This is a genomic window from Gracilibacillus alcaliphilus (assembly GCF_016909015.1).
GTDB lineage: Bacteria > Bacillota > Bacilli > Bacillales > Amphibacillaceae > Gracilibacillus > Gracilibacillus alcaliphilus.
The window spans coordinates 27,362-47,642 of the sequence record NZ_JAFBFA010000041.1 but is presented as its reverse complement, the minus strand read 5'-3'; the positions used below and the strand labels follow the sequence as shown (position 1 = coordinate 47,642).

Sequence of the window (20,281 nt, the reverse complement as noted above, 5' to 3'; positions counted from 1 at the left end):
ATGAAAATGACCGTTGTTTGCCTGGATTAAGCTTTATTTCCAGTGATTTTATGGAAATTGGGTCATTTTCACTCTTGAAATTCCGAGAGTCTATTATTATGTTATATTTCACCTGTCATCAGCAGAAACAGCCATGGTGCACCCAATTTATTCTTCTTTCCTTTGTCATATTCTACAAGTTCTGTGCAATAGTTTATTGTACAGCCTCTATTTTCTGTCCCCGTCTGCAGACACCTGACCGTTACATTCTTCGGGTAAGTATAAACTAACACACCTTTGTAATGAAACAAAGCTTCTCACTCCCTGCACCTAACTGCATTTCATTCAGAAATATAATATAAACAACTGATATGGAAAACAAGGGATTTCATTATGGTGCCACACCTAATTTACCTCTGCCAATTCAGATGATTGACAATTTCAACTTCTCAATCTATAGTAAACTTATCGGATTTATTCATTTATCACACCAATACTGACTGACTTGTCAATCAAGGAGGGATACACCAAATTGAGTACAAACACTAGAGAACTTCTATTGGATGTAGCCTTAGAATTATTTGCAACAGAAGGTTACCATGCAACAAAGGTATCAGATATCGTGAAACACGCCGGCGTTGCACAAGGTACCTTCTATTGGCACTTCCAATCTAAGAGTGAAATAGCACTTACCATTATCGAAGACGGCCGAGAGAAGCTGTTAGAAGTTGTCCGCAAAGGTTACCGCAGGGAAAGTGGCTACATTTCAGATATGTTACAGTCATCCAAACATTTGGTCAAACAACTCTTAATTTTTGGAAATAATCATCGCCATTTGATGATCTTGCTTTTATTAAAAGGACATGGCGGTGATGAACACCTTCGAAAAGCAATCGCTGAAACCATTGTTGCTATGGAAACAGAATTCGCTAACAATATCCAGCGCGCCATTGATTTAAACATGCTGGAAGATCGTGATTGTGTCGATTTACAAGCGCAAATTTTAACCAGTTTTATTACTGGGATTATGTCTAGATGGTTATTTGGTCCGTTGAATAAATTAGACTATACTCCAAATACTTCTATAGACGACATCACCGAGGAAATTGTCCGTTATGAATTTTTCGGACTGGTTGGTTCAGGAGGTAAAATATGAAAACAATAGTAAAGTGGTCTCATAACAGCTTAGAAATAAGCAACACAAAAGATAATCAGGTTATCGGCGCTGAGAATGCCGAAGAACAAGGATTTACTCCGATAGAATTGCTGACAGGAGCTTTAGGACAATGTATCGTTATTTCCCTTTCCAGATTATTAAAGCGGGATGGTGTTTCCTTTCATGAAGATGACTTACAAGTTACCGTTCATGCACAAAAAGCAGAACAAGGCCCATCCAGGGTAGAGCAATTTACCGTTGATATTAAGCTATCACTGGATCTGGATGACAAATACCGCAAAAGATTAATTAAATCTGCTGAAAGAGCTTGTACGATCGGGAATACATTAAAGACAGGTACACAAATCAGCTATATAGATGGAGAGATGAATAATGACAAAGAATCAAACTAATTTGGAAGATTATTCGATTACCCCTGTCCCTGCTAATAAAAGGAAAAGTACATTTAATATTTCTATTACCAGCTGTGCCTGGATCATTTCCTTATCGACTATTTTCACCGGTGGAGCTTTAGTTGCTGGAATGAATTTTCGTGACGCCGTACTAGCTGCCGTATTTGGCATGTTAACTCTTGCTATTATCGGTTTTTTTCAAGGCTGGATGGGAGCAAAATATGGTGTATCGACAACCATGCTCACTCGGCAGGTATTTGGACGATATGGCGCCAATTTGTTTGGAGTTTTATTGGCACTAACCATGGGGATTGGCTGGTTTGGCTGGCAGATTGCCTTTTTCGGTATGACGATTGCCGAGATGTTTCCTGATCTCTGGTTTGCCCAGCCAAAATTAGCAATGGTTTGGGGCGGTATTTTGATGATGCTGACCGCATTTATTGGTTATCGTGGTTTGGCAGCACTTAGTATGATCGCCGTTCCATTGGTTTCCATACTATCTATTTGGGGGCTGACAGCAGCTGTCAATCATTTAGGAAGCTGGAATTCTTTGTTTACTGCTGAATCGACCGGAGAATCGATTTCCTTATTTACAGGAATTACGATTGTAGTTGGAAATGCTGCGGCAGGGGCGATTGTATTCGCTGATGTCACCCGTTACGGTAAAACGCCAACCAAGGGTGGTTTTGGTTCTTCCATCGGTTATTTTCTAGGCGGTGTATTCTGTGTGATCGCCGGTGCGGCCATGACATTAGCTGCTCAAGTTCCATCAATTGGCTCCACACCAAATATTCCGGCTGCTATGAGTCAAATTGGGTTAGGCTTTTTTGCCTTTTTAATCTTAGTATTTGCCCAATGGACAACCAATGATAACAACCTTTATACCGGTTCTCTCGGGCTTCGAAATGTAGTAAACATGCCAAAGACTGTTATTGTCGCTGTGTTAGGTATACTTGGATTAGCCATCGCTCTTATCGGCATTCAGGACTATTTTGTACCATTTCTAAATGCCTTAGGTACCTATGTGCCACCAATTGCGGGTGTCATGATAGCCGATCATTGGATTGTAAAACCTAAAATTCTGCGCAAATCTTATCAATTTGGAACAGGGACAACCTATGCCAAATGGAATATTGCCGCCATTGCTGCTACTGTATTAGCTGGATGGATAAGTTCCCAAATCATTTGGGGGATTACTGCAATTAATGCCATCGTAATCGGTTTTGCCCTGTACATTGTACTTGCCTTTATTTTAAACAAATTAAATATATCTTTTGAAATTGGAGAGAAATCAGAAGAAGCAAATGGTTTTTAACATTATCCAGGTAACAAGGAGGACTTACACATGGAACAAGCAATTAACGCGAATCATTGGGTATTAGGTGTCGACGTAGGAGGAACATTTACTGACTTAGTGGTAACTACCAAACAAGGAAAGCTACTTTCAACAAAAACCCCTTCCACTCCAGATCAATCGGATGGTGTCATGAATGGCATTAACAAAATTGCCGGCTTACTAGGTGTTAATCAGGAAACTTTTCTAGCTGACTGTCCATTAATTGTACATGGTACAACGGTTGCCACCAACACATTACTGGAATATGACGGTCCTAAGGTTGGCTTACTGACAACAGAAGGTTTCCGTGATGAAATCGAGTTCCGCCGCGCTTATAAAGAAAGTGTATTCTCTGTTCGCTTACAAGCACCACATCAAATTGTGCCCAGAAGGTATCGTATCGGCATACCAGAAAGACTGGATAAAGAAGGAGAAATTATTCAAGCGTTAGACGAACAAGCAGTAAGAGACGCTGTTCACCGCTTGAAAGCAGAAGGCATCGAAGCCATCGCTGTCTGTTTCTTATTTAGTTTCGTTAATCCAGCACATGAAATAAGAGTGAAAGAAATTATTAAGGAAGAAGCACCTGATATGTTTATCTCTTTATCAAGTGAAGTATTGCCGCAAATCCGTGAATTTGAACGAGTATCTACTACGATAGTCAATGCCTATACAGGACCAACCTTACAATCTTATTTAAACCATTTAGAAGCAAACTTGCAGAAAAATGGTTTTCGCGGTGAATTGTTTGTTATGCAATCCAATGGCGGTGTACAGAACGTCGAGCAAACCGGAAAGCTTGCAGCAGGCAGTCTCTTATCAGGTCCGGCAGGCGGTGTGTCTGCAGGAGCTTTTATTGGTGAAAAGTCAGGCAATGAAAATATTATTACGGTGGATATGGGCGGAACCAGCTATGATGTCTCAGTTATTGAAGAACTTCAGCCCACGATTACAACAGAAAGCTGGATCAGCAGATACCGTGTTGCCTTACCAATGATGGATATTCATACGATTGGTTCCGGCGGGGGAAGCATTGCGTGGATTGATAGCGGCGGTGCATTGCGAGTCGGACCAAAAAGTGCAGGCTCTTTTCCAGGGCCGGCCTGCTATGGCAGAGGCGGAACAGAACCAACCATAACAGATGTAAATGTACTTTTAGGTTATATTAACCCGGATAATTTCCTCGGGGGAGAAATGAAATTAGACCGCGATTTAGCAGAGCGAGCAATCGCAAAATATATTGCCGAACCGTTAGGAATGACAACTATGGAAGCTGCGCTGGCTATTTCTCAAATTGTAAACAGCGATATGTCAAATGCTGTTCAGTATGTATCTTCACAGCGTGGTTATGATCCTCGAGAATTTGCACTAATGGCGGTTGGAGGAGCTGGTGCCATTCATGCCGGCAGACAAGCAGAAGATTTGGGTATAAATACCGTTATTGTACCTGCTCTAGCACCTGTATTCTCCGCCTTTGGCGATGTCGCAGCCAATTTAAAGATGACAGAGCTAAAAACAAGATTCGAGGATATCGATACCTTAAACTTAGATGATATGAATCGAGACTTTGAACAAATGGAAAAAACCGCCCGTGAGAAATTAGGTGGCGAAAATATTGTAGGACACTTTGAAACCCATCGCTATATTGATATGCGTTATAAAGGTGAAGTCCATGAAGTAACCGTACCTGTACGTTCTCGAACAAAAAGAATTACCAGACTCAATCTGGAAGCAACCATAAAAGATTTCCATGAAATGCATGAACGGCTTTACGCTCATCAGGACGCCGAACAAACAATTGAAATTTTAAACCTTCGTTTAGATTTAATTGGTGTACGTGAGAAACTAAAAATGGCAGATGAACCATTTGGTAAGGAAGATCCTATAGAGGCAAAAACAGATGAAAGAATCGTTTATTTTGAGCCAGACCCTGTAACAATTCCTGTCTACGATGGTGCCCAGCTCACTTCAGGTAATTTGATTGCCGGCCCTGCCATTATTGAACAATGGGGCACCACTATCGTTGTCTACCCAAGACAAGAGGCACTTATTGATGCAAATGGAAATTGTGTTATCGAGGTACAGCAGGTTAGAGGTGGTAACCAATGATTGAAGAACAAATTCAATATTCCAAGCTTCAGGCCATCAGCCGGCAAATGGGAGAAACATTGCAGCGAATCTCCCGTTCACCCTTAGTTTCCCAAGACCGAGCGTTTGCCGCAGCCATCTTTACAAACGAATTAGAACTTGCCGTCCAGCATCAATTCAAACCAGAGCATTTATTTGCTGTCAAAGAAAGTGTCGCCCATCTGTTTGACTATTTTTCTTTTGATATCTCAGATGGAGACGTATTACTAGTAGCTGACCCGTATAATGGCGGTACAAAAGGACAATCATTAACAATGGCTGCACCATTGTTTTATCAAGGAGAGCTTGTTCTTTTTCCCGTTATTCGTGTACAAATGATCGATCTAGCCGGTGAATTCCCGGGAGGATTCCATCCAAATGCCTTTGAAATTTGGCAGGAAAGTATGCGGATTACGCCCATCAAGCTATATAAGCAGGGATTATTACAGCGGGATGTACTGAAATTTTTGTTAGCAAACAGTCGGGTAAAAAGCCTGTATGAAGCAGAATTAAATGCGATGTATGCTTGTTTACGTGCAGCACAAACACAGCTGTTATCATTAATGAAACATGGAAAAAAGCAGCTTGATCATGCTATTTCCGTCATGAGCGACTATAGCCATCGCAGAATATTGGAACAAATCAAACAATTTCCAAACCAAGACATGCATTCTGAACTTACATTTAACAGCAATGCTGAGGTCATCAACCTCCATGTGACAATTAAAGCTTTGAAAGATAGATTGAAAATCAATTTTGAAGGTACGTCAAAGCAAGTACAGACACCTGTTAATGCAGCATTGTCAACAACCAAGGCTTATGCTGTATGGCCAGTGCTCGCACCTATAGCAGAAGAAGTTGCAATCAATGAAGGACTTCTGCAGGCATTTGATGTTGTTGTACCTAAAGGTAGTGTACTTGCTCCGAAATTCCCAGCTGCTGTTGGATTAAGCACCGTCATTACCGGTCACTATATTGCCGAAGTCATCACCAAAGCATTGAAAAATAATGATACTGCTGACGATCTTTATCTGGAAATTCACGGACCAGGACCACAAGCCATTCTATTTCCTCCGTTTGGAAAAGAACGAGAAACGGAACCACTGTTCTTAGCACCTGGTTTTCCTGAATCGCTGCAAGGCTGGGGGCCGTCTGCCTTATTCGGCGACCGCAAGCTGGTATCCGCAGAAGAGCTAGAATTCAATTATCATTTTAAAATGGTAAAACGTGAACAGAAAGATAAACAGATGATCATTCAAATAATCAATCAAGGCGCGAGCTTTGATGTCATCACGATCATTCCGGAAAAAGCAGGCAGATCTTACGGTGAAATCAAAATGGACACCAAAGAAAACAATCTGGTATTACACGGGAGCACGGTTGGAAATCGGCTGAATCACGGGGATGAAATTGCCTTTATATATGAGAGAGGAGGTCATCAATAATGGATCAAAAAATGATCGTATCACAAGTGGTCGGCGGCTCTCTAGATGCGATAGCGCGTGAAATGAGCGCAACTGTTACGCGAACGGCCAGATCACCATTATTTAATGAAGCACACGATTTTACCACGGGTATTTTTGATTTATCCGGCCACAAATCACGATTAGTGGCTCAGGCACCAGGTTGTACGTTACACCTTTATGCCATTGTCGGAGCGGTAGACCATCTAATCGATACCTTCCGTTATGACCTGCATCCCGGTGATATCCTACTTGTTAATGATCCTTATCATGGCGGCTCACACAGCTTAGATTGGACGATTGTCATGCCTGTATTCTATAATCGTAAACCAATTCTATTGCCCGCAGTAAGAAGTCATATGGGAGATAATGGCGGACCAGTTGCCGGTGGGTATAACCCTAATTCAAAAGATATTTGGCATGATGGGCTCCGCATTCCTCCATTAAAGATATACGAACGTGGTGAAAAACGGCAGGATGTGTTTGATTTAATCGTTGCGAATAACCGTTTATCCCATTGGCTGGAGGGAGATTTGGATGCCATGATTGGTGCCTGTAAACTAGCTGCCAATCGCATTCAAAAAATGTTAGATCAATATGGAGCAGATCAGATGATAGGCGCCATTGATGAACGGATAGCATATACAGAACGCAGAGTGCGAGATGAGATCGCAAGTTGGCCTGATGGCACATACAGTGCTGAAACATTTGCTGATCATGATTTTCAGGGCAATAGAGATATTAAACTAAAAGCAACGGTCACCGTATCAGGCAGTGATTTGCATATCGATTTCACTGGTTCGTCGAAACAGGCAGCTGGTTTTATTAACAGTCCGTTGTCTAATACCACTTCCTTTGCCTTCGTTGGGATTTCAACATGTTGTGATGAAGATATTCCCATTAACGAAGGTTATATGAACCCTGTTCGGGTAACTGCCCCTGTCGGAACAGTGGTTAATCCTGAACTGCCCGCACCATGTGGACATGCCACAGCTTGTGTCGGCGCAGAAATTGCGGAGGCTGTTTTATTAGCGATTTCCAAATGTGCACCAAAACGCGTTGGCGTAAATGCCCACAAATTACCATTGGCTTATACAAATGGCGTAGATGAAGATGGCAACCAATGGGTTAACCTTAATTTCTTCGGTTATACAGGCGGAGCAGGAGCTGCTTTTGAAACAGACGGCTGGGGATTATATCCACCCGTTATGACAGGGGTTACCCTGCCTTCGATTGAAATGAATGAAATACAATACCCAAGCAGGGTGCTAAAACATGAATATGTAGCAGATTTTACCGGTGCAGGGAAATGGCGCGGAACACCCGGTTTAGATGTTCAAATTCAGCACCTTGCCGACAGTTCCACAAGTGTGATGATGGCAGGTGTCCGCAATACAACCAAAGGCTTTGTTTCTGGTCATGACGCACCAAGTAATCTGGTAATTGTAAACTATGGAGCAGATAATCAACAAGCTGTAGAAGAAACTGCCTTTGCAGTTAAAATGCCGCCAGGTGGTATTATTCAATTTCGCCGTGCAGGCGGCGGAGGCTGGGGAGATCCGTTTGAACGTGAACCAGAGTTGGTTCTGGAAGATGTAAAAAATGGACTAGTAAGCCTTTCTGCAGCTGCTAAGACTTATGGTGTGGCCATTTGCCAGCAGAGTCTAACGATTGATTATGAGAAAACAGAGCAATTAAGGCGGAAATAGTAGGCTGTGTATATATTTGCGAAGGCTTATGTTAGTTTCCTTAAATTAGAATGAGTAATGTAATCAAGTATAAAAACTAATCACAGAGGGCTGTTGCACAATGAAAAATAAATGAGCAACAGCCTTTTCTTTGTGTAAAAAAGCAAACCAAGAAAGGCTTGCTCTCATGTATTATTAACTTATGACTCGTTAAGACCTTTTCACTTACACAAATTTTTTCTGCCTAAGGCTCACTTTTTCTAAGTGAACTCCCTACAAATACTGCCCTGTATAAGAGTTTTCCTGCCACCTAATAACTTCTGGCGTCCCTTCTGCAATCACCGTACCACCTTTATCTCCGCCTTCTGGACCTAGATCGATAATCCAATCAGCTGCCTTAATCACTTGGCTGTTATGTTCTACCATAATCACCGTATGACCGGCATCTACTAAGCGATCTAATAACTTTAATAATTGGGTTGTATCATTCGGGTGTAAACCAGTCGTTGGCTCATCTAATAAATAGAGTGATTGCTTGTTGCCTTGTTTCATTAACTCTTTGGCCAATTTTAGCCGTTGCCCTTCACCGCCTGACAACGTGGTTAACGATTGCCCCATCTTGAGATAACCCAGCCCAATTTCCACCAATAAATTTAAGGTTTGCTGTATCTTTTTCTCTCCTTCAAAAATAGCCAGACATTCATGAATAGAATTTTCTAAGATATCATTGATAGAATATCCTTGATATTTTACTGCCAGTATCTCTTGCTTAAATCGTCTCCCTTGGCATTCCGGGCATACTACCTCTAAATCAGGAAAAAAGAGCATATTCGTCGTTACATATCCCAGACCTTGACAGTTCTCGCAACGACCGCCAGCTGTATTAAAAGAAAAGTGTTTAGCCGTTAATTTTCGATCTTTTGCCGCTGGTAATTTGGCAAATAATGTACGGATTGGTGTAAACAAATCCATATAAGTCGCAATATTGGATCGTTTCATCCGGCTAAGCGGAGATTGGCCTACTGTAATCATTTGATCAAAACTCTCCACGCCGGTTACCTTCTCAAATCCTTCATGAAACTTGTCATTTGCCTTAGCCAGTACATCAAACACAAGTGAGGACTTGCCTGAACCAGAGACACCCGTCACTGCTGTTAAACAGCCAGTTGGAAAGGTAATGGTCACATCTTTCAAATTATGCACATTGGCATGATAGATGGTAATGCCATCTCCAGCGCCTGTTCGATACGACTTCCGTTCCGGTTCATCCTGTCGCAAATACTGACCTGTCACCGAATCTTTTTGTTCCATCAATTCTGACAATGTACCTTGACCGACTACTGTTCCGCCCAGTTTTCCTGCGCCTGGGCCAATATCAATAATATAATCTGCCTGTTTCATAACATCGACATCATGTTCAATTAACAAGATGGTATTGCCTAGATCCCGCAAGCCTTTCAACACACTGACAAGTCCTGCTGTATCCTTAGGATGCAGACCAACAGTAGGCTCATCCATAATATACAATACACCTGTAAGAGCAGAATCTAACAAGGCAGACAAGCGAATCCGCTGTGCTTCTCCACCAGATAAGGTAATTACCTGACGATCTAAGGTTAAATAACCTAAGCCGATTTTATCAATTCTGGTCAGCTTGGTCTTCAAGTCCTGAAGGAAAGTTTCCACTAATAGATAGCGGGCTTTATCCAATGCTTGCTCCAGCTCCTGCACCCATGCTAGCATGTCTTCCAAGGAACGGGTCACTAACTGTGGTATAGTCTTTTCCGCAACATTAACCGCTCGGCTTGTCTTATTTAGCCGTTCACCACGGCAATCCGGACAGATCTGTGAATAGAAATAAGCCTCTGCTTCAGGAGAAGAGCCGCCATGTTCCGTAAATCGACGCCACATTGACGTTAATACACCTGGAAACTTCCCTTTTTCCACCGTTTTTGGCGGCTTCACATCCGGAAATAGTTCTTTTACTTGATCACTTTCCACACCATAATACAAAATCGCCCGCTGCGCCTCATTTAATTGCTTGATCGGCATGGTTTCCTCAAATGGCTGGTTATAATGTTGGAAAGCTGCTTGAAGAACCGCAATTTGATATTCACCGTAACGCCCCTTAAAAATATCCACAGCACCATCCTGTAAAGAAAGTTCTTCATGGAAAACAGAAGGAAGATGGATATCAACGGTTTCACCTAAGCCTTTACAGGTAGGGCATGCCCCTTCAGTTTTATTATAGGAAAAATGTGTCCGTGTCAACTTTTCCATTCGCTCCTGACAATGAGGACAGAAGATATATTCAGTAAAGCTGTCTGCTTCTTTCTCCACTTCCCCGCTATAAGCGACTGGATCAATCGTCTGCTGACACTGAGGGCATTGTCTGATACCCAATTTTTCAAATATCATTCGCAAACTTGTATACATATCTGTCATGGTTCCAACTGTAGAGCGCGGATTGCGGTTAGTAATCTGCTGGTTGATGCTAATCGCTGGTGACAGCCCGCTAATACTGTCTACTTTAGGCTTATTGATACCTTGCATTCCCATTGACTCCAAGTACTGCCGCTGACATTCATTAAATAAGGTATCCATTGCCAGCGTGGATTTCCCTGAACCAGACGGACCTGTAAACACAATTAGTTTATTCTTCGGAATCGATACAGAGAGAGATTTTAAGTTATTTTCCCTTGCACCTTTTACCATCATGACATCATTCATTGCCACATTCCTCCTTCATATCTTCTTATTTCATCATATAACATTTGTGCAAGTGCAAACTTCTTTATAACATGTTACTATTTAATAAGGAATTATAACACCAAACCCGTCATGGTACTAAAAAGTTTTAGTTTAAACTTTTAGGAGGTTGTCATGGAACTTAGACCAATTGATATTGCCAAAAAGCTAGATGTCGGAACCAGCGCATTGAGACACTATGAAAAATGGGGAATTGTTCCTAAGGCGATTCGAAAAGAAAATGGTTATCGCGTATATACAGAAGTGCATGAAGCATACTTTCAGTGTATTCGAGCCATGTATCCAGGATTCGGGATGGCAACCGTTCGCCGTGTCATGCCCTTATTGCAAGAAAATAAATTCACAGAAGCGTTATGGGAAGTCAATGCTGTCCAAGCGGAACTATTTGAGCGAAAAGAACAAGCCACAGACGCCCTGCATATCTTAAGTCCTGATAACATGCAGCAATTTATGAAGAAACACCCACAAAGATATTACACAATTGGCGAGGTAGAAGCCGAATTACATGTACCTGCAACCACGCTCAGGCATTGGGAAAAAGAGGACCTGATCACACCAGCCCGAAACCCGGAGAATGGTTACCGGATGTATACTCGAGAAGATATGAGACGGCTATTAATTATTCGCACCGTCCAATCTTCTGTCTATTTACTAGAAACCGTCCGTGATATCCTCGACAAAATGAACCAGCATAGTTTAATGGATGCCAGACAGGTTGTCACAGACGCCTTAACCTATATGGATTATCAGATTGAGCAGCAGCTGCGTGGGGCTCATTATCTTTATCGATTAATTGAATTATTGAAAAGCAAAAGAGATTAGTTCTCGCTAGATAAATCTCCTCTTGAAACTTAAATCAAATGAACAAGTAAAGCAAATAACAACGCTTTTGCTGACGTCATGAAAGAGTTTATTAATCAATAATAATAAAAAGATAAAGTAACTTAAAATAAAAGGAGCTAATTAACCCTAACACAGACACGATCATACCAAAACTTGCTAAAATAATAATTGATTTAGCAAATCTATTTATGGTCATTATAATAAACCGCTGTCTCATACAAACCATTGTTAACCAAACACAACCATCAAAATAAAAGAAGCTATAAATAAGCATTGTACAACGAATCTGACATATATGTTTGTTGGCGGTTTAGTACCTAGATGAATATTTTGTTTAAATGCTTTGATATTAGCTGGGAATAATACAATACATAATATAATCCCGATTATGCTGGAGATTTGCTGTGTAGCAGGGATAAGAACACCTATTGCGATAAACAATTCTATGATACCTGTAGCATAGACAATTAATGTTGGAAACGGGAAAAGAGCAGGCACCATTCGAATTAACGAATCCCTCACGGGTGGTATCCATCTCCCCATAAACGTATACAAAAATGATAAAATTATAGAGAACTGCGCAGCAGTTAACAGCATGTTTTCTGTTGTTTTAAATAACAAACTAACCATACAGCCTAATAAAGCTCCGACGCAATAAATGATAAATGTTTGCATAACTATCCATGCTCCTTTAATTTATTCAATGTAAACGAACACCATTCTATTTCTGCTTGCGAGATTTTTAAGCCATATTCCAGTGTTAATATCCAGTAGATATAACTCTGATGGGAGCTCCAATTCTGATCCACTTCCCTGCGAATATCTTTTAAGCTATCCTGCCGGTCTGTGACCAATTGTTTATAGTTTTTAACTAAGGTTATATTATTTTTCATTTCTGTCTGATGACCAAAATTCAAACGCAGTAGCACCTCATTTCTGAAGGTTGGGATACTTTTTAAATCCTCTTCCAACCAATTTAATAAGGCCTCCATCCCATCCTCTGTAACCGAATAAATTTTTTGAGTTGGTCCTTTACTACTTGATGTTTCTGATTTTATTACATAGTTAACTTCTTCCAGTTTCTTTAGATAAGGATAAATCTGGTTATAACCTATTTTCCAATAAAAATTCATATTTTTATCCATTACTTTCTTAATATCGAAACCGGTTTTAGGACTGTTGGCTAGTAATCCTAATAATAAATAATGACTTTGATTCATGTAATCGCCTCACTATATCAATTTGATATAGTTAAGTGTATATTAATTAGACAAGAAATTCAATATAGAAACTGATTAACCAGAACTATATTTATGTGAAAGTTAATTTCTTGTTATATATTTTTTATAATGGATCAGACACAACAAGATAAGTGTTTCGCAGTGGCCATTTTCGTTCTTTTTATATTAGATCAGTAAAAAAGAAGTGACTAGTTGTACAACACCATTAACAATTGTTGAAGCAGCCATCTCTTCATAAAGCAACCTAAATCCATATCAACACAGGACTCAGGTCATGTTCACGAAAGTCTATTCTTTTCCATCTTAATCACACAGCCTATTTCTTCTCATACTTCATATCAATATAATAATTAATCCCGCTCCATTTGCTGTGTTTTTGCTTGATGCGGCGAAATTCTTGATAACCGAGTTTCTCATATAAGGCTAGTGCAGCAGTGTTTGTGTCAGCGACTGCCTCCAGCATATATGTTTGATAACCAGGCAGGTCTAATAGATATTGCATCAGTCTAAAGGCAACTCCTTGTCTTTGATAATCGGGTGCTGTAACGACGAAACCTACATTGCCTATCCCTTCACCTGTTTTTAATGGAGCTTGCTGGAATTCCTTCGTGAATACATGATTAGCTATTGTCCTTCTTTTATCCATCCTAATTTTTTTCGCAATATTTTTTTATCGTGTTGAATAACAATATCTTCATCGTGAATACCTGTAAATGAAGTAATACCAGCAATATGTCCATCGATAACAGCAATATAAAATGATTCTAGTACAAACATATGGGCAACTGCCTCGGCCAATTGCTCTGGATTTTTAGCAAAAAAAGATAAATCATTCCAGAAACCGGATACAAATACCTTACTAAATTCCTCTCGATAAGGCTCACTAGCTCGAATGATCTCCATATCTATCATCTCCTCCTAATAATAACAACAGAGTACCCCGCCTGAATTTCTCGTTCAGGCGGGACCCATAACTAATCTTCCCTTACAAATTGCTGATTCTCTATACGATAGATGCTATCTGCTGTTCGTTCAATAAAGTGCTGGTCATGTGAGACATAAATAATTGTCCCTTGATAGCCAGCAATAAACTTTTCTAATGCCTCGATCGCATCGATATCTAAGAAATTAGTCGGTTCATCCAGCAATAAGATATTATACCGTCCTAAAAACAATAAACAGAGCTGAAGACGGATCGCCTCGCCACCGCTCAATGACCGAACATCCTTATAGATATCTGTCCCCTCAAATCGCATCGAATGCAGCACACTTCTGAAAAAAGCTTCCTCATAATCAGAACGATGTTTGACAAAGGACAATACTTGTTCTTTAGCGGTAAATTGATAACTCATCTGCTGAAAAAAGCCAATTTCCGCTTTAGGTGAGATGACCAGTGCCGGATCTCGCTCGGCAATTTGTTTCAGCAGTGTACTCTTTCCGCTGCCGTTCACTCCGGTAATAGCAATAACCTCGCCAAGGGGGAGTTGAAAATTCACTTGATTTAATAATACACGATCTGCCACTTGAAGGGTATAATGATCCGCCATAATCGGAAACTTATTGTGCAACGCCAATGAGCTAGCTACAGGAAAGGTGATCGGCCGTTCTTCCTGTACTGCATCTACTTCTTGAAGTTGCTACACCCGATGTTCTATCGCTTTTGCTGCTTTTTGCACTGCTTTTTGGCTTGATCCTTTCGATTTGGTCATAAACGATTTATTCGGCTTTGCATTTGCTTCTTTTTTGGACAGCCTCCCTGCTTGTGCTACCTTCTGTGCTTTCTTCATTTTAGCTTCTGCCGCTTGTTCCAGACGAGCTTTCTCTTTAATAAACTGCTCATGTGCCTGGATTTGCTGCTCTCGCTCCAACCTTTTCTGTTCCAGATAAGCACTGTAATTGCCGGCATAGACACGAACCTCTCCCTTATGCACTTCCCAAATCGTTGTCACCAGCTCATCTAATACCGCACGATCATGGCTGATCAACACAAGCGCTCCATAATAGTAGCGCAGCTGATCGATTAAAAAGGAGATTCCTGCTTGATCCAAATGAGTAGTCGGCTCATCCAGCAACAGTGCCTCATGATAATCCGTAAACAATTGGGCCAGTTTCTTCCTTGTCTGTTCTCCGCCGCTTAACAGGTCAGACGAAGCTGGAACCGCCAGTTTTCCTAATAGGGCAGGATCTGCCGACTGTTCTGCAGGAGGCTCTGTTTGCTCTAAATAACCTCCTTCCACATGACGATCTACCAAGCCATTAGTTGGCTTTATTTTGCCTGCCAGCAATTTCAACAAGGTCGATTTTCCTTCACCATTTTTTCCTACAATACCGATCCGGTCAAATTGGTGTACTGCCAACCGTTCAATAGTTAATATTTCTTTATCCAAATAGGTCACTTGTACCTGCTTTAATTCAAAACATAATTGTTCCATTTTGTTTCCTCCACTATTTCTGATTTTTGGCATCAAAAAATCACAGACAATCTGCCTGTGATAAGAGCGAAGGGAATCTATCCTGATCCATAGTTTCATCTAAATAAAGCTTAGCCTCCTCCTGTCTTCTGGTGGGGAGTCGGCGATTACTTTTCTATAGACTGCTATCAGTGGGTGGTTTCGCCTCTCTCTCCACCGATAGATAGCGAGGTGTTATCGTCCGGTATCCTCCAAAAAATAGAGACTTATGGACGTTTTTACCATGATAAATAAAGAAAGACAGACGTATCCACCTTTCTCTTCGTTACCATTTCACTGTTCATGAAGATTATTAAAAAAGGACAGACTTATCCCGTTCGCTCTGTTCAATCAAACAGAGTCTTTGAACTTATTTAATTGCTTTTAGTTCAAAGTTGGGAAACGAAGTCTCATGGAATGTGTCATTTTTTAATAATCCTCCTTTTCTATTCACCATTTATTGTAAAAGATATTTACCCAAATGTCAAAACCAAACTAATCCCAATCCTTCTATACGTCTTCTGCTAAATATGGTACGATAATATTTATTATATAGACAGAACTTGATTGCTCCGATAAAACGAGATTTATCGAAGCTGGAGCCTGTTTTTCCTAACATGTCTGGCAAAATGGCCTTACTAGGATAAAATAACAACAAAGAGGTGATCATACTTGCTGTGGCTTGGCCTTTTTCCCTTATTTTTCTTAATTACCTTTCTGATCTCTTACTGGAGGGATCCGAGGAAATTAGTCAATGGTTTTCTATTTAATATTTTTATTGTGTCCTTTCTGTTATTCTGTTTCGTATATGCCTTTGAAACAAATAATACATATTTAAGCTCTTTGATCGCTTTTCCTTTACTCGCCTTATTGATTTTAATTCCATTTGCCATTGTGGCATTAATTGGGGGGCTCTTTCTAAATGCTAGAATACTTATGCGCCGAGAAGGCAAAAGATTGGCGAACTCGTTAACACTGCTTGCAGCCATTGGTATTATCGTGCTGTTATTTCTCAACACACTGAACCTATCACAATTTGTCTCAGCAAGTTTACAACCTTTGTTTGCCGGTGCTGCATTTATTACCTTTTATTTTTTTTTACATTTATTGAATTTCTTTACGGCTTACTTGCTGTATCAATTTAACCGCCCCAAACGTAATCAGGATTTTATTATTGTGCTGGGCAGTGGTCTGATTAAGGATCAAGTCCCTCCGCTGTTAGCCAGTCGAATTAATAAAGCCATTGATTTTTATCAGAAACAAAAAAAGGCAGCCGCCCCGCCAAAAATTATTCTGTCAGGTGGACAAGGCCCAGATGAAGGGCGTCCTGAGGCGGAAGCAATGCAAGAGTATGCCATCAAACATGGTATTCCGAAAGAGGATACCATTCAAGAGAATCAATCACGCAACACTTATGAAAATATGCTCTTCTCCAAGCAGATCATGGATCAGCGGAAGCCGGATCAAAACTATCACAGTATTTTTACGACAAATAATTTTCACCTTTTCCGTGCAGGAATTTATGCCCGAATGGCAGGGCTAAACAGTCAAGGAATTGGTGCCAAGACAGCTTTGTATTATTGGCCTAATGCCATGGTAAGAGAATATATTGCGATCATCGCCCTGCAGCGCAAACGGCACATGATTGTTGTAACTGGAATTATGGTGATGGCTGTTTTCTTATCGATTATTAATTGGTTATTTGTTTATTAATATATATCCTCATATCATTAGCAGGGAATCAAGAGAACCCCGCTTTATCTAGGAGTTGTTAGAATGGAAGGAAACAAATTATTATCTTCACTATGCTATTTTAGTATCTTTTTCGCACCACTTTTATTTCCTATTTTAGTGTGGATTTTTGGTGATGAAGTAACCAAGCCACATGCAAAAAAAGCACTTTGGACACATATTATCCCTGCACTGACTGCCATCGCTGCCGTTTTGGTTATTGGCTTCTTAGGTATTTGGCAATTTCAGAATAATCTTGAAAATGCTAGTATGGTGTTGCTTATTTCTACCTCGATTGCCATGGTTGTCTGTTTTTTGATCAGTCTTTACTTTTTGATATGGAATATTGTAAAAGGGATTCAAATCCTTATTTCGTAAGGAAAGAGGTGATAAAGTGGGCAGATTAGACATTGACACACAATATATAAAAAGTTTGAAGCTCAAAACAGAATATATTCCGTCTTTTCAGCATTTCCCCTTGAATCTTCCTGTTATTAAAAAGTTTAAAGATATCTATTTCCATCCGAATGTCACCTTTATTATTGGGGAGAATGGAATGGGGAAATCCAGTTTGTTGGAAGGCATGGCTGTTTCATTAGGATTCAATCCTGAAGGCGGAACACGGAATTTTAATTTTTCCAATTATGATTCACATAGCAATTTGGATCAATACCTACGTATTGCCAAGGGCGCCTATCGCCCAAGGGATAATTTCTTCTTACGGGCTGAAAGCTTTTATAATGTAGCTACTTATGTAGAGGAACTAGATCAGGACCCAATGGGCGGTGCAAGAATTGTCGATGCTTTTGGCGGCAAGTCATTGCATCAGCAATCACACGGCGAATCCTTCTTCGCCACCTTTAATGAACGATTTCGCGGGCATGGTTTATACATTTTAGATGAACCGGAAGCTGCTTTATCACCGCTGAGACAATTGTCATTGCTAAGCCGGATGGACGAGCTGGTTCATCAAGGTTCACAATTTATTATTGCGACCCACTCCCCTATGTTAATGGCTTATCCTCATGCCGCGATCATTGAACTATCAGAAGATGGCATGGAAGCAAAGAAACTGGAAGACACCCAACATTATTCCGTGATGAAGCAATTCTTCGAAGATCGAAACCAGCTGCTGCATCATTTATTTCAATAGGCGAAGCTTGTGTTTTAAAAACCAAGAAGAGCATTTGATCCTTTACCTTTTAGCCAAGATAGATGTCCGCTGCGAGAAGTCGCTTTCCGCAGGCATGGCTTCAGCTAACGTCTTTTTTGTGTGCAAAATTTAAAGTCAATTAAACACATCTATAATTATATTTTTCATCTTCTTGCAATACGAAACAATTCATTCATATCCTTGATATTCCGTACATTCACGATTTTATCTAAATGTTCAAATTGAATTCGTTGGCGTTTACCACTTGCCAACTCACTAAGAGTTCTCGGCGAATACTCGTTTTAATGTGTAATTGAGTGATGGATTAGTCATGGTAAGTAGTAATTCGTTGAGTTGTAAATTGATTTCTTAAGTCAATCCATTCTGTTAAACTATGCTTAATCTCTTGAACGCCATGATTTTCAATTTCAATTTTAAGTTCATTAAATTGAGGGTTGTCGAAGGCTTTAATCCTACCGTCCTTCGCATAGCACTTATCCATAATAACTTTAACTGAACCGTCTCCGATCCATCTTGCTTGATCAATTATCCCCTTATTCTGAATAAAACTGATTCCCACCTTACTCATGGTGACAAACCCTCCCACATCTCACAGCGTCTATTGCGCATACATTCCTTCGTTCGGTCTATCCATGAAGTGGGGGCCGGTCATGCTTTCTTACAGGGGCATGGCCCGTTTGTATATAAATTTGCCGGCTGCTCCTTGCTTCTCATGTGATGGTTATTTTTAAATAAATGAAATCGCTTCGCTATCATGAAAACGGGGGCCTACTTTATTTCTTTCGCTAAGCGGCATCCTGTATGGGAAAATGAGGAATGTCCCCTAACATTTTTCCGGACAAAAAGCTACTTGTTTCTTTCCTATCGTGAATAAAATGCGAATCAACTTGCAACACAGTGCAATCAAGGACTGCTTTTTCTTTAACGGATTCTCTTTTCTGGTTGTAAAATATTCGTGTAATGCCTTAAAAGCAGGATTGTGTCCCACTAATGGAAAGATGACTTGGAACAACAGGGCGCGTAATTTAGGCCGCCCTCGTTCGGTAATAACCGTTTTACCTTTCCATTTTCCTGACGTGGCCAGTTTTAAGTTTAATCCAGCTAACTTAATGATTTGTTCGGGGTGATCATATCTGCTTAAATCGCCTACCTCTGCTAGAAATGCAGCGATCGTTGTTTCACCCACCCTTTATATCCATCATTTCCTGGACACCTGGAATCGTGCTTGTTATCGATTCCACCATATGCCATACTTCCTTGATTTTTTCCTGAAGAAGGGTGTATTGATCCAATAATGTTTGGATTTTTCATCCGTGCCAGTCTTCTGGATTCTTGGATACCAACAGATTGACTAGACACCTCTTGAAGCTGGCGGATCTTCTTTAACCCTACTCCTCTTTTGACTTCTTTACGTATTTCTTCCAGTAGTTGATCTTCCCTCATTTTCGTTATTTCTCCCAGGAATAATTCCAGCTTTAATACTTGAATCGAGGCTCTGCCTTCCCATTGTCGTGAAAGTTGAGTTAATAGCTTGCATGGACATAGAATTTACGCTTTTCCATTCTAATATAACTTATTAACTTGCATTCCACCTCATTTTCGACCGTAAAACTCCCTGCTCCAGCCAGCACGATATACGAAGAAGCTTGCAGCCCTTCTATGCAGACGGGAGATCAGGCGAATTCCCTGATTCCTTAGGTTTCATCTATGTTTTTAGCGGGGCAGGTAATCGCAGTCCCAGTGAGAGAAAAGTGAAAACGCCCATGGCAGAAAGTTTCGTTTTAGAGACTTCGTATGGATTTTTGGGTATCGTTTTTAAACGCGGTCTTATGCTTATGTTTATTTATTTTTGTATTGGAAGAAAAAATACGGAAAGAAATATATAGGAGACAGTCACAGAGCGAAAAATAA

Annotated in this window: 19 protein-coding genes and 1 pseudogene; 10 read left to right on the top strand and 10 right to left on the bottom strand. The window is 40.4% G+C overall.

The features are described 5' to 3' along the window. Positions 1-101: 101 nt before the first annotated feature. Positions 102-290 carry a hypothetical protein gene (locus JOD18_RS21145; protein WP_204671175.1) on the bottom strand — a complete coding sequence of 63 codons (189 nt, stop codon included), beginning with the start codon at positions 288-290 and terminating at the stop codon, positions 102-104. A 221-nt stretch (positions 291-511) separates the two neighbouring features. Between JOD18_RS21145 and JOD18_RS21140 the strand changes: the two genes are divergently transcribed. The 6 genes from JOD18_RS21140 to JOD18_RS21115 are packed head-to-tail and all read left to right on the top strand — an operon-like array spanning position 512 to position 8,183. Next, the gene (locus JOD18_RS21140) at positions 512-1,135 is read left to right on the top strand and encodes a TetR/AcrR family transcriptional regulator (protein ID WP_239588287.1); all 624 of its coding nucleotides are present in this window, start codon (positions 512-514) and stop codon (positions 1,133-1,135) included. After that, positions 1,132-1,548 (top strand): OsmC family protein, encoded by a 417-nt coding sequence (locus JOD18_RS21135; RefSeq protein ID WP_204671173.1) that lies wholly within the window; start codon positions 1,132-1,134, stop codon positions 1,546-1,548. Before JOD18_RS21140 ends, JOD18_RS21135 begins: the two co-directional genes overlap by 4 nt. Continuing rightward, positions 1,529-2,863, top strand: coding sequence for a purine-cytosine permease family protein (locus JOD18_RS21130; RefSeq protein ID WP_204671171.1), 1,335 nt, complete (start codon positions 1,529-1,531; stop codon positions 2,861-2,863). Before JOD18_RS21135 ends, JOD18_RS21130 begins: the two co-directional genes overlap by 20 nt. Positions 2,864-2,893: 30 nt before the next feature. Then, on the top strand, positions 2,894-4,993 hold the full coding sequence (locus JOD18_RS21125; protein ID WP_204671169.1) for a hydantoinase/oxoprolinase family protein: 2,100 nt from the start codon (positions 2,894-2,896) through the stop codon (positions 4,991-4,993). Next, positions 4,990-6,456 (top strand): hydantoinase B/oxoprolinase family protein, encoded by a 1,467-nt coding sequence (locus JOD18_RS21120; RefSeq protein ID WP_204671167.1) that lies wholly within the window; start codon positions 4,990-4,992, stop codon positions 6,454-6,456. Before JOD18_RS21125 ends, JOD18_RS21120 begins: the two co-directional genes overlap by 4 nt. After that, the gene (locus JOD18_RS21115) at positions 6,456-8,183 is read left to right on the top strand and encodes a hydantoinase B/oxoprolinase family protein (RefSeq protein WP_239588286.1); all 1,728 of its coding nucleotides are present in this window, start codon (positions 6,456-6,458) and stop codon (positions 8,181-8,183) included. Before JOD18_RS21120 ends, JOD18_RS21115 begins: the two co-directional genes overlap by 1 nt. Positions 8,184-8,435: 252 nt before the next feature. Here JOD18_RS21115 and uvrA read toward each other — a convergent pair whose 3' ends face one another. Continuing rightward, a complete protein-coding gene (gene uvrA, locus JOD18_RS21110) occupies positions 8,436-10,892 on the bottom strand; it encodes an excinuclease ABC subunit UvrA (RefSeq protein ID WP_204671165.1) in 2,457 nt (818 codons plus the stop codon). A 153-nt stretch (positions 10,893-11,045) separates the two neighbouring features. Here uvrA and JOD18_RS21105 point away from each other — a divergent pair, with 153 nt between their 5' ends. Then, entirely contained in the window at positions 11,046-11,753 is a 708-nt protein-coding gene (locus tag JOD18_RS21105; RefSeq protein WP_204671163.1) for a MerR family transcriptional regulator, read from the top strand. A 249-nt stretch (positions 11,754-12,002) separates the two neighbouring features. Here the strand turns inward: JOD18_RS21105 and JOD18_RS21100 are convergent, their stop codons facing one another. The 5 genes and pseudogenes from JOD18_RS21100 to JOD18_RS21085 all read right to left on the bottom strand — a co-directional run bounded on the left by JOD18_RS21100 (position 12,003) and on the right by JOD18_RS21085 (position 15,447). Beyond that, positions 12,003-12,449, bottom strand: a complete 447-nt coding sequence (locus JOD18_RS21100) for a DoxX family protein (protein ID WP_204671161.1) — start codon at positions 12,447-12,449, stop codon at positions 12,003-12,005. A gap of 2 nt (positions 12,450-12,451) precedes the next feature. Continuing rightward, positions 12,452-12,994 (bottom strand): PadR family transcriptional regulator, encoded by a 543-nt coding sequence (locus JOD18_RS21095; RefSeq protein WP_204671159.1) that lies wholly within the window; start codon positions 12,992-12,994, stop codon positions 12,452-12,454. Between the two features lie 337 nt (positions 12,995-13,331). Then, positions 13,332-13,661: a GNAT family N-acetyltransferase gene (locus JOD18_RS24470; RefSeq protein WP_239588285.1), complete on the bottom strand. Its 330-nt coding sequence runs from the start codon at positions 13,659-13,661 to the stop codon at positions 13,332-13,334. Then, the gene (locus tag JOD18_RS24465) at positions 13,640-13,918 is read right to left on the bottom strand and encodes a hypothetical protein (protein ID WP_239588284.1); all 279 of its coding nucleotides are present in this window, start codon (positions 13,916-13,918) and stop codon (positions 13,640-13,642) included. The genes JOD18_RS24470 and JOD18_RS24465 overlap by 22 nt, the downstream gene beginning before the upstream one ends. Before the next feature lie 71 nt (positions 13,919-13,989). Then, positions 13,990-15,447, bottom strand: a pseudogene (locus JOD18_RS21085) (Msr family ABC-F type ribosomal protection protein). Positions 15,448-16,140: 693 nt separating this feature from the next. On the opposite strand from JOD18_RS21085, the gene JOD18_RS21075 reads away from it, so the two are divergent. From JOD18_RS21075 to JOD18_RS21065, 3 genes are all read left to right on the top strand, one after another. Beyond that, positions 16,141-17,178: a YdcF family protein gene (locus tag JOD18_RS21075; protein WP_204671179.1), complete on the top strand. Its 1,038-nt coding sequence runs from the start codon at positions 16,141-16,143 to the stop codon at positions 17,176-17,178. Between the two features lie 63 nt (positions 17,179-17,241). Continuing rightward, entirely contained in the window at positions 17,242-17,574 is a 333-nt protein-coding gene (locus JOD18_RS21070; RefSeq protein WP_204671157.1) for a DUF4870 domain-containing protein, read from the top strand. A gap of 16 nt (positions 17,575-17,590) precedes the next feature. After that, positions 17,591-18,349, top strand: a complete 759-nt coding sequence (locus tag JOD18_RS21065; RefSeq protein ID WP_204671155.1) for an AAA family ATPase — start codon at positions 17,591-17,593, stop codon at positions 18,347-18,349. A 325-nt stretch (positions 18,350-18,674) separates the two neighbouring features. Here JOD18_RS21065 and JOD18_RS21060 read toward each other — a convergent pair whose 3' ends face one another. The 3 genes from JOD18_RS21060 to JOD18_RS21050 all read right to left on the bottom strand — a co-directional run bounded on the left by JOD18_RS21060 (position 18,675) and on the right by JOD18_RS21050 (position 19,813). Further along, positions 18,675-18,938 (bottom strand): hypothetical protein, encoded by a 264-nt coding sequence (locus JOD18_RS21060; protein WP_204671154.1) that lies wholly within the window; start codon positions 18,936-18,938, stop codon positions 18,675-18,677. 255 nt (positions 18,939-19,193) lie between these two features. Then, entirely contained in the window at positions 19,194-19,556 is a 363-nt protein-coding gene (locus JOD18_RS21055; protein ID WP_204671152.1) for a transposase, read from the bottom strand. Further along, positions 19,526-19,813, bottom strand: coding sequence for a hypothetical protein (locus JOD18_RS21050; RefSeq protein ID WP_204671150.1), 288 nt, complete (start codon positions 19,811-19,813; stop codon positions 19,526-19,528). The genes JOD18_RS21055 and JOD18_RS21050 overlap by 31 nt, the downstream gene beginning before the upstream one ends. Between the last annotated feature and the right edge of the window lie 468 nt (positions 19,814-20,281).